Origin of the sequence: Saccharopolyspora sp. ASAGF58 (assembly GCF_012277335.1) — a bacterium.
Classification (GTDB): Bacteria; Actinomycetota; Actinomycetes; order Mycobacteriales; family Pseudonocardiaceae; genus Saccharopolyspora; species Saccharopolyspora hattusasensis.
Map to the genome: position 1 here is coordinate 2,373,395 of NZ_CP040605.1, position 12,972 is coordinate 2,386,366.

Consider the following 12,972-nt stretch of genomic DNA (forward strand, 5'->3'; position numbering starts at 1 on the left):
TTTAACCGCCGTTTACTTTCGCGTCCGGGAACCATCGCCTGATCGACCTAACTTCCAGTTGTTCCCCTGACGAGCATCTGGAGGTCCGCTTGTCTTCGCGACCGGACAGCGGGCGGGTCATCCCGCTCCCCCTGCTTCCCCACCACTCGGCTAACCGCTCCTCGGTGACGTGCAAGTACCGCTGCGGCAACGCCTGTGCGCACGAAGCCCCCAACACCTCGGACAACGCCTACTTCGGCGACATCGTCGAGAGTGTGCTCAGCCGACGCGGCGCGCTCAAGGCCAGCGGCGTGCTCGCGCTGACCGTCGGCGGCGCGGCGGCCCTCGCGGGCACCGCGACGGCGGCGACCCCCGCGCCCGCCCCGCTCGCCCGCCCGGGCCAGGGCAACGTGCCGGGCACCGACTACACCCCGGTCGCCCCGAACACCGAAGACCGGGTCGTCATCTCCGAGGGCTACGAGCAGGGCATCGTGATCCGCTGGGGCGACCCGGTGCTGCCCGGCGCGCCCGAGTTCGACTTCAACAACCAGACCGCGGCGGCGCAGGAGAAGCAGTTCGGCTACAACAACGACTTCGCCGAGCTGGTCTCGCTGGACGGCAGCGGCAAGCGCGGCCTGCTGGTGGTGAACCACGAGTACACCACCGAAACGCACATGTTCGTCGGCTACGACGAGAACAACCCGACCGAGGAGCAGGTGCGCATCGCCTGGGCCGCGCACGGCCTCTCGGTGGTGTATGTCGAGCAGCAGGGCGGCGGGCTCAAGCCACTGCCGAGCAAGTACAACCGGCGCATCACCCTGAGCACGCCGTTCGAGCTGCGCGGGCCGGCCGCGGGCAGCGACTACCTCAAGACCTCCGCCGACCCGACCGGCACGAAGGTCCTCGGCACGCAGAACAACTGCGCGGGCAGCATGACGCCGTGGGGAACGATCCTCTCCGGCGAGGAGAACTTCAACCAGTATTTCGCCAACGCCGACTCGGTCACCGAGCCGACGGCCAAGAAGCGCCTCTCCCGCTACGGCCTCAAGGGCACCGCGAGCACCCGCAAATGGGAGAGGTTCGACAAGCGCTGGGACCTCGCCAAGGAGCCCAACGAGGCGAACCGCTTCGGTTGGGTCGTCGAGATCGACCCGCACGACCCGAACTCGACGCCGGTCAAGCACACCGCGCTCGGCCGCTTCAAGCATGAGGGCGCGGCGGTGAAGATCGCCGACGACGGGCGCGTGGTCGTCTACTCCGGTGACGACGAGCGCTTCGACTACATCTACAAGTTCGTCTCCAACGGCAAGGTGAAGCCGGGCAACAGCGCCTACGCCCGCCGGCACAACATGTCGCTCCTCGACGACGGCACCCTGTACGTCGCGAAGTTCAGCGGCAACAGCCCCGCCGGCGAAATCGACGGCACCGGCAAGCTGCCGTCGGACGGCCACTTCGACGGCACCGGCGAGTGGATTCCGCTGGCCAGCGGCAAGAAGTCCTTCGTGCCCGGGTTCACCGCCGAAGAGGTCTACCTCTTCACCCGCCTCGCCGCCGACGAGGTCGGGGCGACCAAGATGGACCGGCCGGAGGACATCGAGCCGAACCCGGTCAACGGCCGCATCTACTGCGCGCTGACCAACAACAGCAACCGCGGCTCGACCGGCAACGCCGCGCCGGACGAGGCCAACCCGCGGGTCGGCAACAAGCACGGCCACATCCTGGAGATCGACGACGACGCGGTCGGCACCAGGCTTCACTGGAACCTGCTGCTGGTGTGCGGCGACCCGAACGACGCGGGAACCTACTTCGGCGGGTTCGACAAGTCCCAGGTCAGCCCGATCTCGTGCCCGGACAACGTGGCCTTCGACCGGCACGGCAACCTGTGGATCTCCACCGACGGCAACGCGCTGAAGAGCAACGACGGCCTGTTCTCGGTGCCGGTGGACGGTCCGGAGCGCGGGCATGTCAAGCAATTCCTGACGGTGCCGCACGGCGCGGAGACCTGCGGCCCGGTGATCCGGGACAAGTTCGTGACCGTGTGCGTGCAGCACCCGGGCGAGCTCGACGGGGCGAGCGCGGACAAGCCGGCTTCGCACTGGCCGGACGGCGGCAACTCGCAGCCGCGCCCGTCGGTCGTGGCGGTCTGGCGCAAGGACGGCGGTGAGATCGGCGGAAGCTGATCCACCTTGCGAGCGCGAGGGTCTTCGGCTTGTTCCGGAGGCCCTCGTTGCGCTTCCCGGGGTAGTTTCGGCTGGTGGCGTCTGCGGATCAAGCGTCGTTCGCGCGGGCCTTGGCGCGCGCGTTGCACGGCGCTGCGCCGGGGTCGCGGGTGTCGTTGACCGTTCGCTGGGAGCCGGAATCGCTGACGAGTACAGCGACGTCGACCTGCCCTTGGTGGTGCCGGACGGCGCGGTGCCGCGGTCGCCGAGTGGTTGGGGGAGGTGCTCGGCGCGGTGGCCGAAGTCGCGTCCGTGCGGTCGGTGCCGGAGTTCCAGCGGTCCGGGCTCCGCCGGCTGGTCTTCGTGCGGTTCCGCGGCGCTCCGGTGCTGGAGAAATTGCTGGCCGCAGGCCCGCAGTCGGTGCATGAACGGCTCGCTCTGTACCTCCGGAAGATCGCCGGCCGGGGTCTGCTCGCGATCGACGACGCCAAGCAGGCCGCCCTCCACTTCAACCTGCTAACGGTCACCACCATGCTCCAGCGGACGTTCTACGGCTCGATGCCGATGCCCCCCGGACGAGGCCGACGAGATCATCGTCAGCGGCGTGCGGGCGTTCTTGCGGCTGTACGGGCGCCGATTCTTGATCCCCGTCAGGCGAGGCCCCTTTCCAACCCCGACACGGCGACTTCGATCTCGCCGGTGAAGGCTGCGCGGGCCGACCGCTGCGCATCAGCCGCTTCGGTGCCCGGGCAGAGGTGGGTCAGCACGAGTGGCCAGGAAGACGTCGGCTTCGCGAGCCAGCTCGACGATGTCCGGGCTGGGGCCGGTATCCCCGGTGTAGCTGATGACCTTGCCGTCCGCTGCCAGCCGCATGCCCGCGTTGGGCACGAAGTGCGGTAGCGACCCGTGTCCACTGTGGACGGCCCAATTTCGAACCGCGTGCCGACGTCGAACTCAAGCGCTCGTCGGAGCCTTGCAGCATTCGGCCATCCAGCGCCAGCACCGCGTCCAGAGCACCGCGTCCAGAGCACCCGGCAAGGCGTGGACCAGCAGCGGCGGCGGGGGGCGTCACCTAGAGCCCGGGCCCGCAGCAACGGATTCAGATCTGCGCAGCGATCCGGATGTCCGGGGCTGACCAGAACCGCGTCCACCCACTCCGCCGGAGTCGACGCGAGCAGGCTCGGCAGCGTGGCGTAGCCGGGATCCAGCACAGGCGGAACCCGTCGTGCTCGACGAGGTAACCGCTGCACGCCTGCCCCGCAGCCGGCCACGCCCCGCACCCGGCCACGCCCCGCAGACGCCGAGGACCGCGAGGCGCATCAGCTTGCTTACGCCGTGCTCACTTCTTGCTTCTCCGCCCCCGGTGCCGCGCGGAGGGCGATCACCGTGATCGCCGCCGCGACCATCACGAAGCCGACCACCCACAGGCCGGTCTTCTGGGAACCGGTCGCGTCCTTGAGCGCACCGGTGACGTACGGCGCCGCGAAACCGCTGATGTTGCCCAGCGAGTTGATCAGCGCGATGCCGCCCGCCGCCGCGGCACCGGACAGGAAGTTGCTCGGCAACGCCCAGAAGGTCGGCAGCGCGGCGCAGACGCCGACCGCGCAGACCGTCACCGCGGCCATCGCGCCGAGCGGATTGCCCAGGTACAGCGCGATCGGGATGCACACGCCGCCGAGCAGCATCGGCAACGCGACGTGCCACACCCGCTCCCGCTTCCCGTCGCCGTGCGCGGCCCAGAACACCATGGCCACCGCGCCGACCACGTACGGCACCGCGGTGACCAGCCCGGTTTCCATAGTGGACAGATCCGTGCCGTACTGCTGCTCGAAGCCCTTGATGATGGTGGGCAGGAAGAAGCCCAGCGCGTACAGGCCGTACGCGATGCCGAAGTACACGAACGCCAGCGCCAGGATCCGCGGGTGGGTCAAGGCCTTCCGCAGCGGCCAGCCGTGCGCCGTCTCGGTATGCGCGCGCTCGGCCTCCAGCTGGTCGCTCAGCCAGGCCCGTTCTTCCGCCGACAGCCACTTCGCCCCCGACGGCCGGTCGGTCAGGTAGAACCAGGTCGCCACCGCGAGCAGCATCGCCGGGATGCCCTCGACGAGGAACATGAACCGCCACCCGGACAGCCCGAAGATCCCGTGCCCACCGCTGATCAGCGCGCTCGAAACCGTGGCACCGATGGCGCTGGACACCGGGATAGCGGTCATGAACAGCGCGACCGCCTTCGCCCGCTGCGCCGCCGGGAACCAGTAGGTCAGGTACAGGATGATGCCCGGGAAGAACCCGGCCTCGGCCACGCCGAGCAGGAACCGCAGCACGACGAGAGCGGTGGGGCTCGGCACGAACGCCATCACGGTGGCCACCACGCCCCAGCTGATCATGATTCGGGCGAGCCACTTTCGCGCCCCGAAGCGGTGCAGGGCGAGGTTGCTCGGCACCTCCAGCACCAGGTAGCCGATGAAGAAGATGCCCGACGCGAAGCCGAAGGCCGTCGCGGTCAGCCCCAGCTCGTCGTTCATCCCGTTCGGACCGGCGAAACCAATGTTGACCCTGTCCAGGTAGTTCACGAAGTAGAGCAAGATCAGGAACGGCATCAGCCGGACCGCGACCTTGCGCAGGATCCGGTTCTGGACTTCGGCAGGGGCTGCGTCGGCGCTGCTCACTGGAGTGACCTAAGCCCCATCACCCACAACGGGTCAAGAGGCAGCCCGATTGCTGGGATGACCGGTCGCCGCCCCGGAACCGCCCGACGATACCGTTATGGCATGCTCGAACGCCCAATTGCCCTGGTCACCGGCGCCTCAAGAGGCATCGGGGCCGCCGTCGCCCGCTCGCTCTCCGATACGCACGACCTGCTGTTGGGCGGGCGCGACGCCACCGCGCTGCAAACTCTCGTCGACGAGCTCCCCGGTGCCAAACCGTGGCCCGTAGAACTAACCGACCGCGATGCCGTCGCCGCCGCGGTCGCCGACATCGATCGGCTCGACGTTGTGGTGCACAGCGCCGGTCTCGTCGAACTGGCCCCCGTCGCCGAAGCCGCCAGCGACTCCTGGCGGCGCACCTTCGAGCTGAACCTCTTCGCCGTCACCGAGCTGACCCGGCTGCTGCTGCCCGCGCTGCGCGCCGCGAAGGGCCACGTCGTGCTCATCAACTCCGGCGCCGGCCTGTCCGCGAAGCCGAACTGGGGTTCCTACGCCGCGAGCAAGTTCGCACTGCGCGCCTTCGCCGACGTGCTCCGCGCCGAAGAAGCGACCAACGGCGTTCGGGTCACCTCGGTGTTCCCGGGTCGCACCGCCACCGACATGCAGCGCAGCGTCCGCGAGCAGGAGGGCCAGGCGTTCGACCCCGACCACTACCTGCGCCCCGAATCGGTGGCGGCGCCGATCGTGTCGGCGGTGCGCGCCAGCGCCGACGCACACCTCGCCGAGATCGTCATCCGGCCGTCCTGACCGGGATCGGCTTGATCTGGGGTCGGCCGAACTGATCCGGGGACCTGTCCGGGCATCCGGATCCGGGCAGGCGGTCCGGACGACCGGCGGCCTGCACGGTCGGGTCCATCGCCGATTCAGGGCCAGCCGATTCAGGGCCAGCCGATTCAGGGCCGGTTGACAACGGTGGCATGCCGGGCGAGACGCACGCCACCGCGTGTATCGGGGCGCTCCACTGCCGTCGGGCCGTCAGCCCCGGATGTGCTGGGACGCCGCGCGGGCTGCGGCCTGCACGGTGCCCCTGTCCACCCGCGTGGGCTCGCGCTCGTGCAGCACCTCTTCACCCGCGACCCAGACGTCCCGGACGCACCGAGATCCGGCCGCCCACACCACGTTCGCCAGCACCTGATCGTCCGGCACGTCCAGGCCCGTGGCGAACGCAGGGTCGTCGACGTCCAGGTGCACGATGTCGGCCCAGCGCCCCGGCTCCAGGGTGCCGATGTCGCCCCGGTGCAGCGCCTCCGCGCCGCCCCGCGTCGCGGCGAGCAGCGCCGCACCCGCGCTCAACGCCGTCGCATCGCCTGTCACGGTCCGCGCGAACAGTCCCGCCAACTGCACCTCCTCCCACAGATCCAGATCGTCATTGCTGGACGGCCCGTCGGTGCCCAGCCCCACCGGAATCCCCGCGGCGAGCAGGTCGACCAACCGCGCGGTCCCCGAGGCGAGCTTCGCGTTGGACCCCGGGCAGTGCGCCACGCCCACCCCGCGGCGCACGAACAGCTCGATGTCGTCGTCCGACAGGTGCACGCCGTGCGCGGCGAGCACGCGGCCGTCGAGCACACCCAGCTTCTCCAACAACGCGGGCACCGAACCGAACTTCTCGCGCTGTTCGGTGTCCTCGGCGAGGGTCTCCGCCACATGCGTGTGGACCAGCGCGCCACGCTGCTGCGCGGACTCGCCGATCGCCTGCAACGCCTCCGGCGGCAGGGTGTACGCCGAGTGCGGCCCATAGGCCAGCTCCACCCGATCACCGGGGCCGAACCGCAGGCCATCGGCGTCGATCCACCGGTTGATCCCGTCGACCATGCCCCGCCAGCCGCCGAGCTTGTCCAGCGCCGGGGTGGAGATGACCGCCGAGGCGAACACCACCCGGGACCCGACCGCCAGCGTGGCGTCGACCACCGCCTCGCCCATGAAGTACATCTCGGCGCTCGTCGTGACCCCGGCCCGCAGCATCTCGACGCACCCGAGCTCCATCCCGGCACGAACGTCCGACGGCCGCAGCCGCGCCTCGGCCGGCCAGATCACCTCGTGCAGCCAACGCAGCAGCGGAAGGTCTCCGCCCATCCCCCGCAGCAGCGTCATCGGGCTGTGCGCATGCGCGTTGATCAAGCCCGCCAGCAGGATTCCACCGCATTCCCGGACATTCGCACCGTGCGGACGTTCCGGCGCCCCGACGCGCGGCCCGCAGTACACGATGCGCCCCTCGCCGTCGACGTCCACCACGGCGTCCCGGATCACCGAACAACCGGGATCGCAGGGCAGGACCACGGGCGCGCGCAGGCGGAGTGCGATCGGCATGCCCCGCATTCTGCCCGACGCTTATCCGCCGCCACCCGTGCTTATGACGAGCAACATGATCACCCCCGCCAACCCCGCGATCCCGGCCAGCACTGCCACGAGAACGATGTCCTGCCTCCGCTGTGTCATGGACTCCAGCATCGCCGGTTTCCAGGCCCCGGACCTCGGCTGATCGGTCCGTCGACCTCGTTCGATCGGCCAGTCCCAGCCAGCCTGTCGGCCGACCCCGAACGGGTAGGACAACGGTTGCGCGACGCGTTCGGCAACGCCTCGATCGGCATCAGGCCAACAGCATCCGCCACGGACACCACGCCCGCGCTCCACCGAACTCCTTGCGACATAAGGGAGACCCCGACGCGGCGCATAGAGACTCGTGTGGCCGTCCCGCAGCGCTACTCCCGGACCACCCGTGCAGGGCGAGAAATCACGCGTCGTCCATCAACCCGCTGCGCCACGCCCACGCCGCGGTCTCCACCCGGTTGCGGGCCTTGATCTTGCCCTGCGCGGCGGCGAGATGGGTCTTCACCGTGGACAGCGACATGAACAGCTCCTGGCCGATCTCGCCGTTGGTCAGACCGCGCGCGGTCGCCCGCACGACATCGAGTTCGCGCTCGGTCAGCTCCATGGTCGGCTTCGGCACGGCGCGGCGTTGCACCTGCGGCTGGGCGAAATGCTTGAGCAGGCGCACCGTGATCTGCGGCGAGACCAGCGCGTCGCCGCGCTCCGCCGCCCGGATCGCCTCCAGCAGCAGCGTCGGACCGGCGTCCTTGAGCAGGAAGCCGCTCGCCCCGTTGCGCAACGCGCGGTCGACGTACTCGTCCAGGTCGAAGGTGGTCACGACGACCACCTTGATCGGGTCGACGACGTCGGGACCGGCCAGCTGCCTGGTCGCCTCCAGCCCGTCGATCCCGGGCATCCGGATGTCCATCAGGCACACGTCCGGCCGCTTCTCACGCGCGACCCGGACCGCGTCCAGCCCGGTCGCGACGTCGGCCACCACTTCGATGTCGTCCTGGGACTCCAGGATCATCCGGAAACCGGCGCGCACCAGCTCCTGGTCGTCGGCGATCAACACCCGGATCATCGCTGTCCCACTTCCCCGTTCTGCTCCGCCAACGGCAGCACTGCCTCGACGCGCCAACCGACGTGGTCTCCCGGACCGGCCCGGAACCGGCCGCCCAGCAGCTCGATCCGCTCCCGCATCCCCACCAGACCGTATCCGCCCGAGCCGCCGACCGGTTGCTGGCGTACCGCCGTGCCGTCATCGGTGATCCGCGCGTAGATGTTAGTCGGGTCGGCGTAGACGTCGACCTGCACGTAACTCACGTCGAGCGCGTGCTTTTCGGCGTTGGTGAGGGATTCCTGCACCACGCGGAGTGTGGATCTGGCGACCTCCGGCGGGATCTCCCGGCCGAGGTCGACGCGCAGCTCCACAGTGGTCGGCCGGTGGTCGCCGACCGGGGCCCGCCGAGTGGCCTTCACGAGAGCTTTGAGGTCCGCTTCGAGGTCGGTGGTCGCTTGCTCGGTCGCCGCCGAAGCACCGGCCGGCTCCGCGCCACGCATGCTCGCGACCAGCCGTCGCATCGCGGTCAGCGCTTCGGTGCCGCTGTCGGCGATGCGCGCCAACGCGTCGGTCGCCGCCTTCGGGTTCTTCTTCGCGACCATCTGGGCGGCCTGGGCCTGCACCACGATGCCGGTGACGTGGTGCGCCACCACGTCGTGCAGCTCCCGCGCCAGCGCCATCCGCTCGGCCTGCTGCGCGTCCGACACCGCGCTGCGCACGGTCTTCGCGCGCTCCGTATCCCGCGCGCGGAAGTACATCCCGGTGCCGACGGAGATGACCAGCAACAAGCCGCCCAGGAAGACCGATTGCAGGTAGCCGCTAATACCGCTGAGCGGCGACGAGCTGATCGGCATCACGAACAGGGCGAACAACGCCGAACCGACCAGCGCGGCGCCCGCCAGCACCGCGCGCCGCGGCTCCGCGTGCCTGGTGGCGTAGGTCACCAGCAGCATTCCTGCTCCGGTGGCGGTGATCGGGATCCCGCCGATCAAGGCGACCTCGGTCGAGAGCCCCCAGAAGCGCATCATCAACGCGGTGAGCACCAGGGCCGTGGCCCCGAGCACCGACGCCTCGAACGGTCGGATCGGCCCGAGGACGGCCAGCACCGACATCACGACACCGCACAACAGCAGCACGACGCCGATGACCAGCGAATCGGCCCCATTCTTGGTGAACTCCAGGAAGACCAGCACGCTCAGCACCGCGATCACCGGCCACTGCCGCCGCGCCAGCACGCGCAACGGGGTGTCCCGGACCTCTTCCCGCGCGGGCCGCCGGCTGCGCAGGTACATGCCGGTGCCCACGGTGAGCATCAGCTGGAGGAAACCGAAGCTAAGCGTCTGGCCGAAGTCCATCGACGGGTAGACGACCGACGATCCGGTGCGCACCAGCACCGATGCGACGCAGGCCACCACGAGCACCGCGGTGACCGGAACTGCCTTGCGCAGCGGGTGGAACCGGAACAGGTAGAGCACCAGCAGCAGCCCTGCCAGGTTCTCGGTCGGGGTGATCTTATCCAGCCCAAGCGAGTGGAAGTACGCGCCGGCCAGCCGGCCGACCACCGTGGTGCCGCACAGCACCACCGCGGCCGCGAGTCCGCACCGGACCGGAGCGCGTCGGCCGGCGATCGCCAGCAGCGCCATCGCGGTGATGCCCGGGATCAGCACAGCGCCACGGTTGGAGAGCCACCCTAGCGTGTCCCCCAGCCAGAACAACCCGAGCAGCCCGGCGAAGATCCACTGCTCGCGCAGAAAATCGCCGAGCCGCCGCCACCACGGGGCAGCCGGCCCGGTTCCGGGTCTCGTCGCGAAATTGCTCACGGCTCGACCGTAGCCTTTGCCCCGATTCGAACACCTTGGCCGAGTGGTTCGAAAGCCCTGTCCGATCGGCCGACCTTCGCCGTCGATCAACGGCCCCGTGGCCGATCCGAAATCCGCCGCCGCCCGCCAGTCTCGAATCGAGTGAGCCTCGCACCAGGCGGGGCACCGAGATCCTGACCGCAGCAGCCTAAACGCGAGCAACCGCAGGCACGGCGAGCACGGACCCGCAACGGCGACGAACGGCGTTAGCGGCGCGAAACGAGCAGGGGGAAGGAAGATGTCGGCTTCAACCGTCGATCGGCGGCCCGGGGGACCGTTCCTGGTGGGGCGCGGGTTGCTCAAGAACTACGGCTCGTACCGGGCGCTGGCCGGGGTGGACCTGGCGATCCACACCGGCGAGGTGCTGGCGATCGTTGGTCCGTCGGGCTCCGGCAAGACGACGCTGCTGCAGGTGCTGGCCGGGATTCTGCGCCCGGACGGCGGCGAGGTGCTGCTGGACGGGCACCGCATCGACCAGCTCGGGGAGGCCAAACGCAGCGCGCTGCGGCGGCACGAGTTCGGCTTCGTCTTCCAGCAGGGCATGCTGGTCCGCGAGTTGACGGCGGAGGAGAACACGGCGCTGCCGCTGCTGCTGGCCGGGGCGAACCGCAAGCAGGCGCTGGCGGGCGCGCGGGACTGGTTGGCCCGGCTCGGCCTGGGCGGGCTGGAGAAGCGCCTGCCCGGCGAGCTCTCCGGCGGCCAAGCGCAGCGGGTGGCGATCGCGCGGGTCCTCGCGCACCGCCCCAAGGTGATCTTCGCCGACGAGCCGACCGGCGCGCTGGACAGCCGCACCGGGGAGGAGACCACGCAGGCGTTGTTCGCCGCCGCAGCGGCAACCCGGGCTGCAGTGGTTATCGTGACGCACGACCGGGAGCTGGCCGCCAAGGCCAGGCGGATCGTGGAGATCCGCGACGGGCTGATCGTCGGCGGGGTGATGGTCGGATGAATCCCGTGCAGCTGGCACTGCGGGTGTTGTGGGTGGACTCCGCAGTCGCCTGTCGGCGGTGCTCACGGCGGCCGGGGTCGCGGTCGCCACCGCGCTGATCCTGTTCCTGGCGACCCTGCCGGACCCGACGGATGCCCGGATGGAACGGGCGTCGTGGCAACGCGGCGCCGTGGATCCCTCCGGCGCGATCGCGGTGGCGAGCCAGGACTTCTTCCAGAACGAGCGGATCATCCGGCTCGACGTCTCGGGCGATCGGGCTCCGGCGGGCAGCGCACCGCGCTTCCCCAGGCCGGGCGAGGTGCTGCTGTCGCCGCGGCTGGCCGAGCTAAAGCACGTCGGGAACGCCGGCTCGCGGCGCTGCGGTTGGCCGGCGCAACGCCGGGGCAGGTGGTCGGCACGGTCATCGCGGAGATCACGATCGCCGCGGTGGCGGGCACCGTCGTCGGGCTCGTGCTGAGCTGGCCGCTGCGGTACCTGGGGGCACAGATCCCGTGGGGAGGCGGCACCTGGTTGCCCAGCGACTTCACGCCGTCGTTGCCGACGCTCGTCGCGGTGGCGGTCGTGATCCCGCTGCTGGTGGTGCTGGCCGCGGTGCTGGGCCTGCGCCGAGTGGTGCAGGCGCCGGTCGGCGCGGCGATGAGCCAGTCGAGGAAGGCACCCAAGGCGTGGCGGCTGCTCGCGGGTCGGCGGTTGTGCAGCGATCCGAAGGCCGCCTACCGGTCCGTGTCCGGCATCGTCCTCGCGGTGTTCGTCGGGTCGATGGCGCTGACCCTGCTGCCCAGCTTCGAGACCTTCGCGGGCGGCGGCGCGCGGTGCAGGCCCAACGCCCGTGAGCGTTTTTCGGTGCTATGGCACCCAAAATCACTCACGGCCAGGTGGCGTCCTTCGCGCAGGCAGCTGACCAGCAGAAGCGCATCGTCGACGAGTTGGACCGCAGCGGCGCGAAGGCCACCGTCGTGCGAGCGGAACCGGTCGCACTCGACGCCTACGAGGGCAGCACGTACGCCGGCCTGGTCATCAGCTGCCCGGATGCCGCGGCGGTGACCCGGATGGCGGTTGGCTTGTGCGCGGGCCCACCGGCCATCCGCGTCGATCCGGGCACGGAACTGCCTCCTTCGGGTCTGCAGGTCTCGCCCATCCCGGCGCCGGGTACCGGGGAGGAGCCACCTAAGTTCGGATTGCCCGCGAACGTCGTGACGCGCCCGCTTGGCGGCCAGGACCCCGATGAGCGGTTCGGTGCTGATCGATCCCGCGCTGGTGCCCGGCGAGATCGCCAACGGGGAATCGACGCTGGCCGTGAACCCGGCGACCGACGCCGACCGGGAGAAGGTGCGGACCGCGCTAGCCATGGCGCTTCCCGGTGACAGCTTCAGCAGCCGCGAGCTGCGGCTGGCGGGGCAGCAAACGATGCTGGGCGATCTCAAGCGGGTGACCGCCTTTGGCCTGGCTCTCGCCGCCCTGCTCGCCGGCAGCAGCGCCGCGATCACCGCCGCGTCGTCGGTGGTCGACCGCCGACGCACCTTCGGCGCGTTGATCGCGGCGGGGACCCCGGTGCGCATGTTGGGCCGTGCGCTGCGGACCGAGGCGGCGCTGCCCGCGCTGTCGCGACGCTGGGCGCCGGCGCAGGTGGCATCGCGGTCGGCATGTCGATGCTGACCTTGTTCGGCGCGGACACGCCGGCGGTGATCAGCGGCTGGATCTTCGCCCCCGTCGCGATCGGGGTGGCCGTCGCGGTGCTCGCCGCCTCCACCAGCGGCCCGATGCTGCGCCGGATCAGCACCGAGCCCATCACTGACGAGTAGTGGGCGAGTAGTGGGCGAGTAGTGGGCGAGTAGTGGGCGAGCGGCCCCGCCAGTGACCATCCGGCCAGTTCCGCAGCACGCGGGGCTGGCCGGTCGGCCATCCCGGGCCGACCACATGACCGATCCGAAACACGCGGCCGAAAGCGATGCTC

Annotated in this window: 13 protein-coding genes; 9 read left to right on the plus strand and 4 right to left on the minus strand. The window is 70.2% G+C overall.

Annotated elements, in window-relative coordinates:
* The first annotated feature begins 89 nt into the window (after positions 1 to 89).
* Together FDZ84_RS11230 and FDZ84_RS37710 are read left to right on the plus strand one after the other, a co-directional pair.
* Positions 90 to 2,159 carry a PhoX family phosphatase gene (locus tag FDZ84_RS11230; RefSeq protein WP_371812834.1) on the plus strand — a complete coding sequence of 690 codons (2,070 nt, stop codon included), beginning with the start codon at positions 90 to 92 and terminating at the stop codon, positions 2,157 to 2,159.
* Positions 2,160 to 2,432: 273 nt separating this feature from the next.
* Entirely contained in the window at positions 2,433 to 3,038 is a 606-nt protein-coding gene (locus tag FDZ84_RS37710; RefSeq protein ID WP_210435511.1) for a TetR/AcrR family transcriptional regulator C-terminal domain-containing protein, read from the plus strand.
* Between the two features lie 428 nt (positions 3,039 to 3,466).
* Here the strand turns inward: FDZ84_RS37710 and FDZ84_RS11245 are convergent, their stop codons facing one another.
* A complete protein-coding gene (locus tag FDZ84_RS11245) occupies positions 3,467 to 4,804 on the minus strand; it encodes an MFS transporter (RefSeq protein WP_168585848.1) in 1,338 nt (445 codons plus the stop codon).
* A gap of 102 nt (positions 4,805 to 4,906) precedes the next feature.
* On the opposite strand from FDZ84_RS11245, the gene FDZ84_RS11250 reads away from it, so the two are divergent.
* Positions 4,907 to 5,590, plus strand: a complete 684-nt coding sequence (locus tag FDZ84_RS11250; protein ID WP_168585849.1) for an SDR family oxidoreductase — start codon at positions 4,907 to 4,909, stop codon at positions 5,588 to 5,590.
* A gap of 228 nt (positions 5,591 to 5,818) precedes the next feature.
* Here the strand turns inward: FDZ84_RS11250 and FDZ84_RS11255 are convergent, their stop codons facing one another.
* A complete protein-coding gene (locus FDZ84_RS11255) occupies positions 5,819 to 7,159 on the minus strand; it encodes an amidohydrolase family protein (RefSeq protein WP_210435512.1) in 1,341 nt (446 codons plus the stop codon).
* Between FDZ84_RS11255 and FDZ84_RS11260 the strand changes: the two genes are divergently transcribed.
* On the plus strand, positions 7,149 to 7,322 hold the full coding sequence (locus FDZ84_RS11260; RefSeq protein WP_168585850.1) for a hypothetical protein: 174 nt from the start codon (positions 7,149 to 7,151) through the stop codon (positions 7,320 to 7,322). The two genes, FDZ84_RS11255 and FDZ84_RS11260, sit on opposite strands and share 11 nt — an antisense overlap.
* A gap of 252 nt (positions 7,323 to 7,574) precedes the next feature.
* Here FDZ84_RS11260 and FDZ84_RS11265 read toward each other — a convergent pair whose 3' ends face one another.
* Positions 7,575 to 8,234 (minus strand): response regulator transcription factor, encoded by a 660-nt coding sequence (locus tag FDZ84_RS11265; RefSeq protein WP_168585851.1) that lies wholly within the window; start codon positions 8,232 to 8,234, stop codon positions 7,575 to 7,577.
* A complete protein-coding gene (locus tag FDZ84_RS11270) occupies positions 8,231 to 10,033 on the minus strand; it encodes a histidine kinase (protein WP_168585852.1) in 1,803 nt (600 codons plus the stop codon). Before FDZ84_RS11270 ends, FDZ84_RS11265 begins: the two co-directional genes overlap by 4 nt.
* A 277-nt stretch (positions 10,034 to 10,310) precedes the next feature.
* On the opposite strand from FDZ84_RS11270, the gene FDZ84_RS11275 reads away from it, so the two are divergent.
* The 5 genes from FDZ84_RS11275 to FDZ84_RS38775 all read left to right on the plus strand — a co-directional run bounded on the left by FDZ84_RS11275 (position 10,311) and on the right by FDZ84_RS38775 (position 12,820).
* Positions 10,311 to 11,018 (plus strand): ABC transporter ATP-binding protein, encoded by a 708-nt coding sequence (locus FDZ84_RS11275; protein ID WP_168585853.1) that lies wholly within the window; start codon positions 10,311 to 10,313, stop codon positions 11,016 to 11,018.
* 28 nt (positions 11,019 to 11,046) lie between these two features.
* Positions 11,047 to 11,475, plus strand: a complete 429-nt coding sequence (locus FDZ84_RS38760) for a hypothetical protein (protein ID WP_246868933.1) — start codon at positions 11,047 to 11,049, stop codon at positions 11,473 to 11,475.
* The gene (locus FDZ84_RS38765; protein WP_246868934.1) at positions 11,406 to 12,062 is read left to right on the plus strand and encodes a hypothetical protein; all 657 of its coding nucleotides are present in this window, start codon (positions 11,406 to 11,408) and stop codon (positions 12,060 to 12,062) included. Before FDZ84_RS38760 ends, FDZ84_RS38765 begins: the two co-directional genes overlap by 70 nt.
* Before the next feature lie 180 nt (positions 12,063 to 12,242).
* The gene (locus FDZ84_RS38770) at positions 12,243 to 12,674 is read left to right on the plus strand and encodes a hypothetical protein (RefSeq protein WP_246868935.1); all 432 of its coding nucleotides are present in this window, start codon (positions 12,243 to 12,245) and stop codon (positions 12,672 to 12,674) included.
* Positions 12,662 to 12,820 (plus strand): hypothetical protein, encoded by a 159-nt coding sequence (locus FDZ84_RS38775; protein ID WP_246868936.1) that lies wholly within the window; start codon positions 12,662 to 12,664, stop codon positions 12,818 to 12,820. The genes FDZ84_RS38770 and FDZ84_RS38775 overlap by 13 nt, the downstream gene beginning before the upstream one ends.
* Positions 12,821 to 12,972: the final 152 nt, after the last annotated feature.

Coding starts and splice junctions, on each gene's coding strand:
- FDZ84_RS11275 (WP_168585853.1), top strand. CDS start 10,311: ATGTCGGCTTCAACCGTCGATCGGCGGCCCGGGGGACCGTTCCTGGTG.
- FDZ84_RS11265 (WP_168585851.1), bottom strand. CDS start 8,234: ATGATCCGGGTGTTGATCGCCGACGACCAGGAGCTGGTGCGCGCCGGT.
- FDZ84_RS11255 (WP_210435512.1), bottom strand. CDS start 7,159: ATGCGGGGCATGCCGATCGCACTCCGCCTGCGCGCGCCCGTGGTCCTG.
- FDZ84_RS11260 (WP_168585850.1), top strand. CDS start 7,149: ATGCCCCGCATTCTGCCCGACGCTTATCCGCCGCCACCCGTGCTTATG.
- FDZ84_RS38775 (WP_246868936.1), top strand. CDS start 12,662: ATGTCGATGCTGACCTTGTTCGGCGCGGACACGCCGGCGGTGATCAGC.
- FDZ84_RS11250 (WP_168585849.1), top strand. CDS start 4,907: ATGCTCGAACGCCCAATTGCCCTGGTCACCGGCGCCTCAAGAGGCATC.
- FDZ84_RS38770 (WP_246868935.1), top strand. CDS start 12,243: ATGAGCGGTTCGGTGCTGATCGATCCCGCGCTGGTGCCCGGCGAGATC.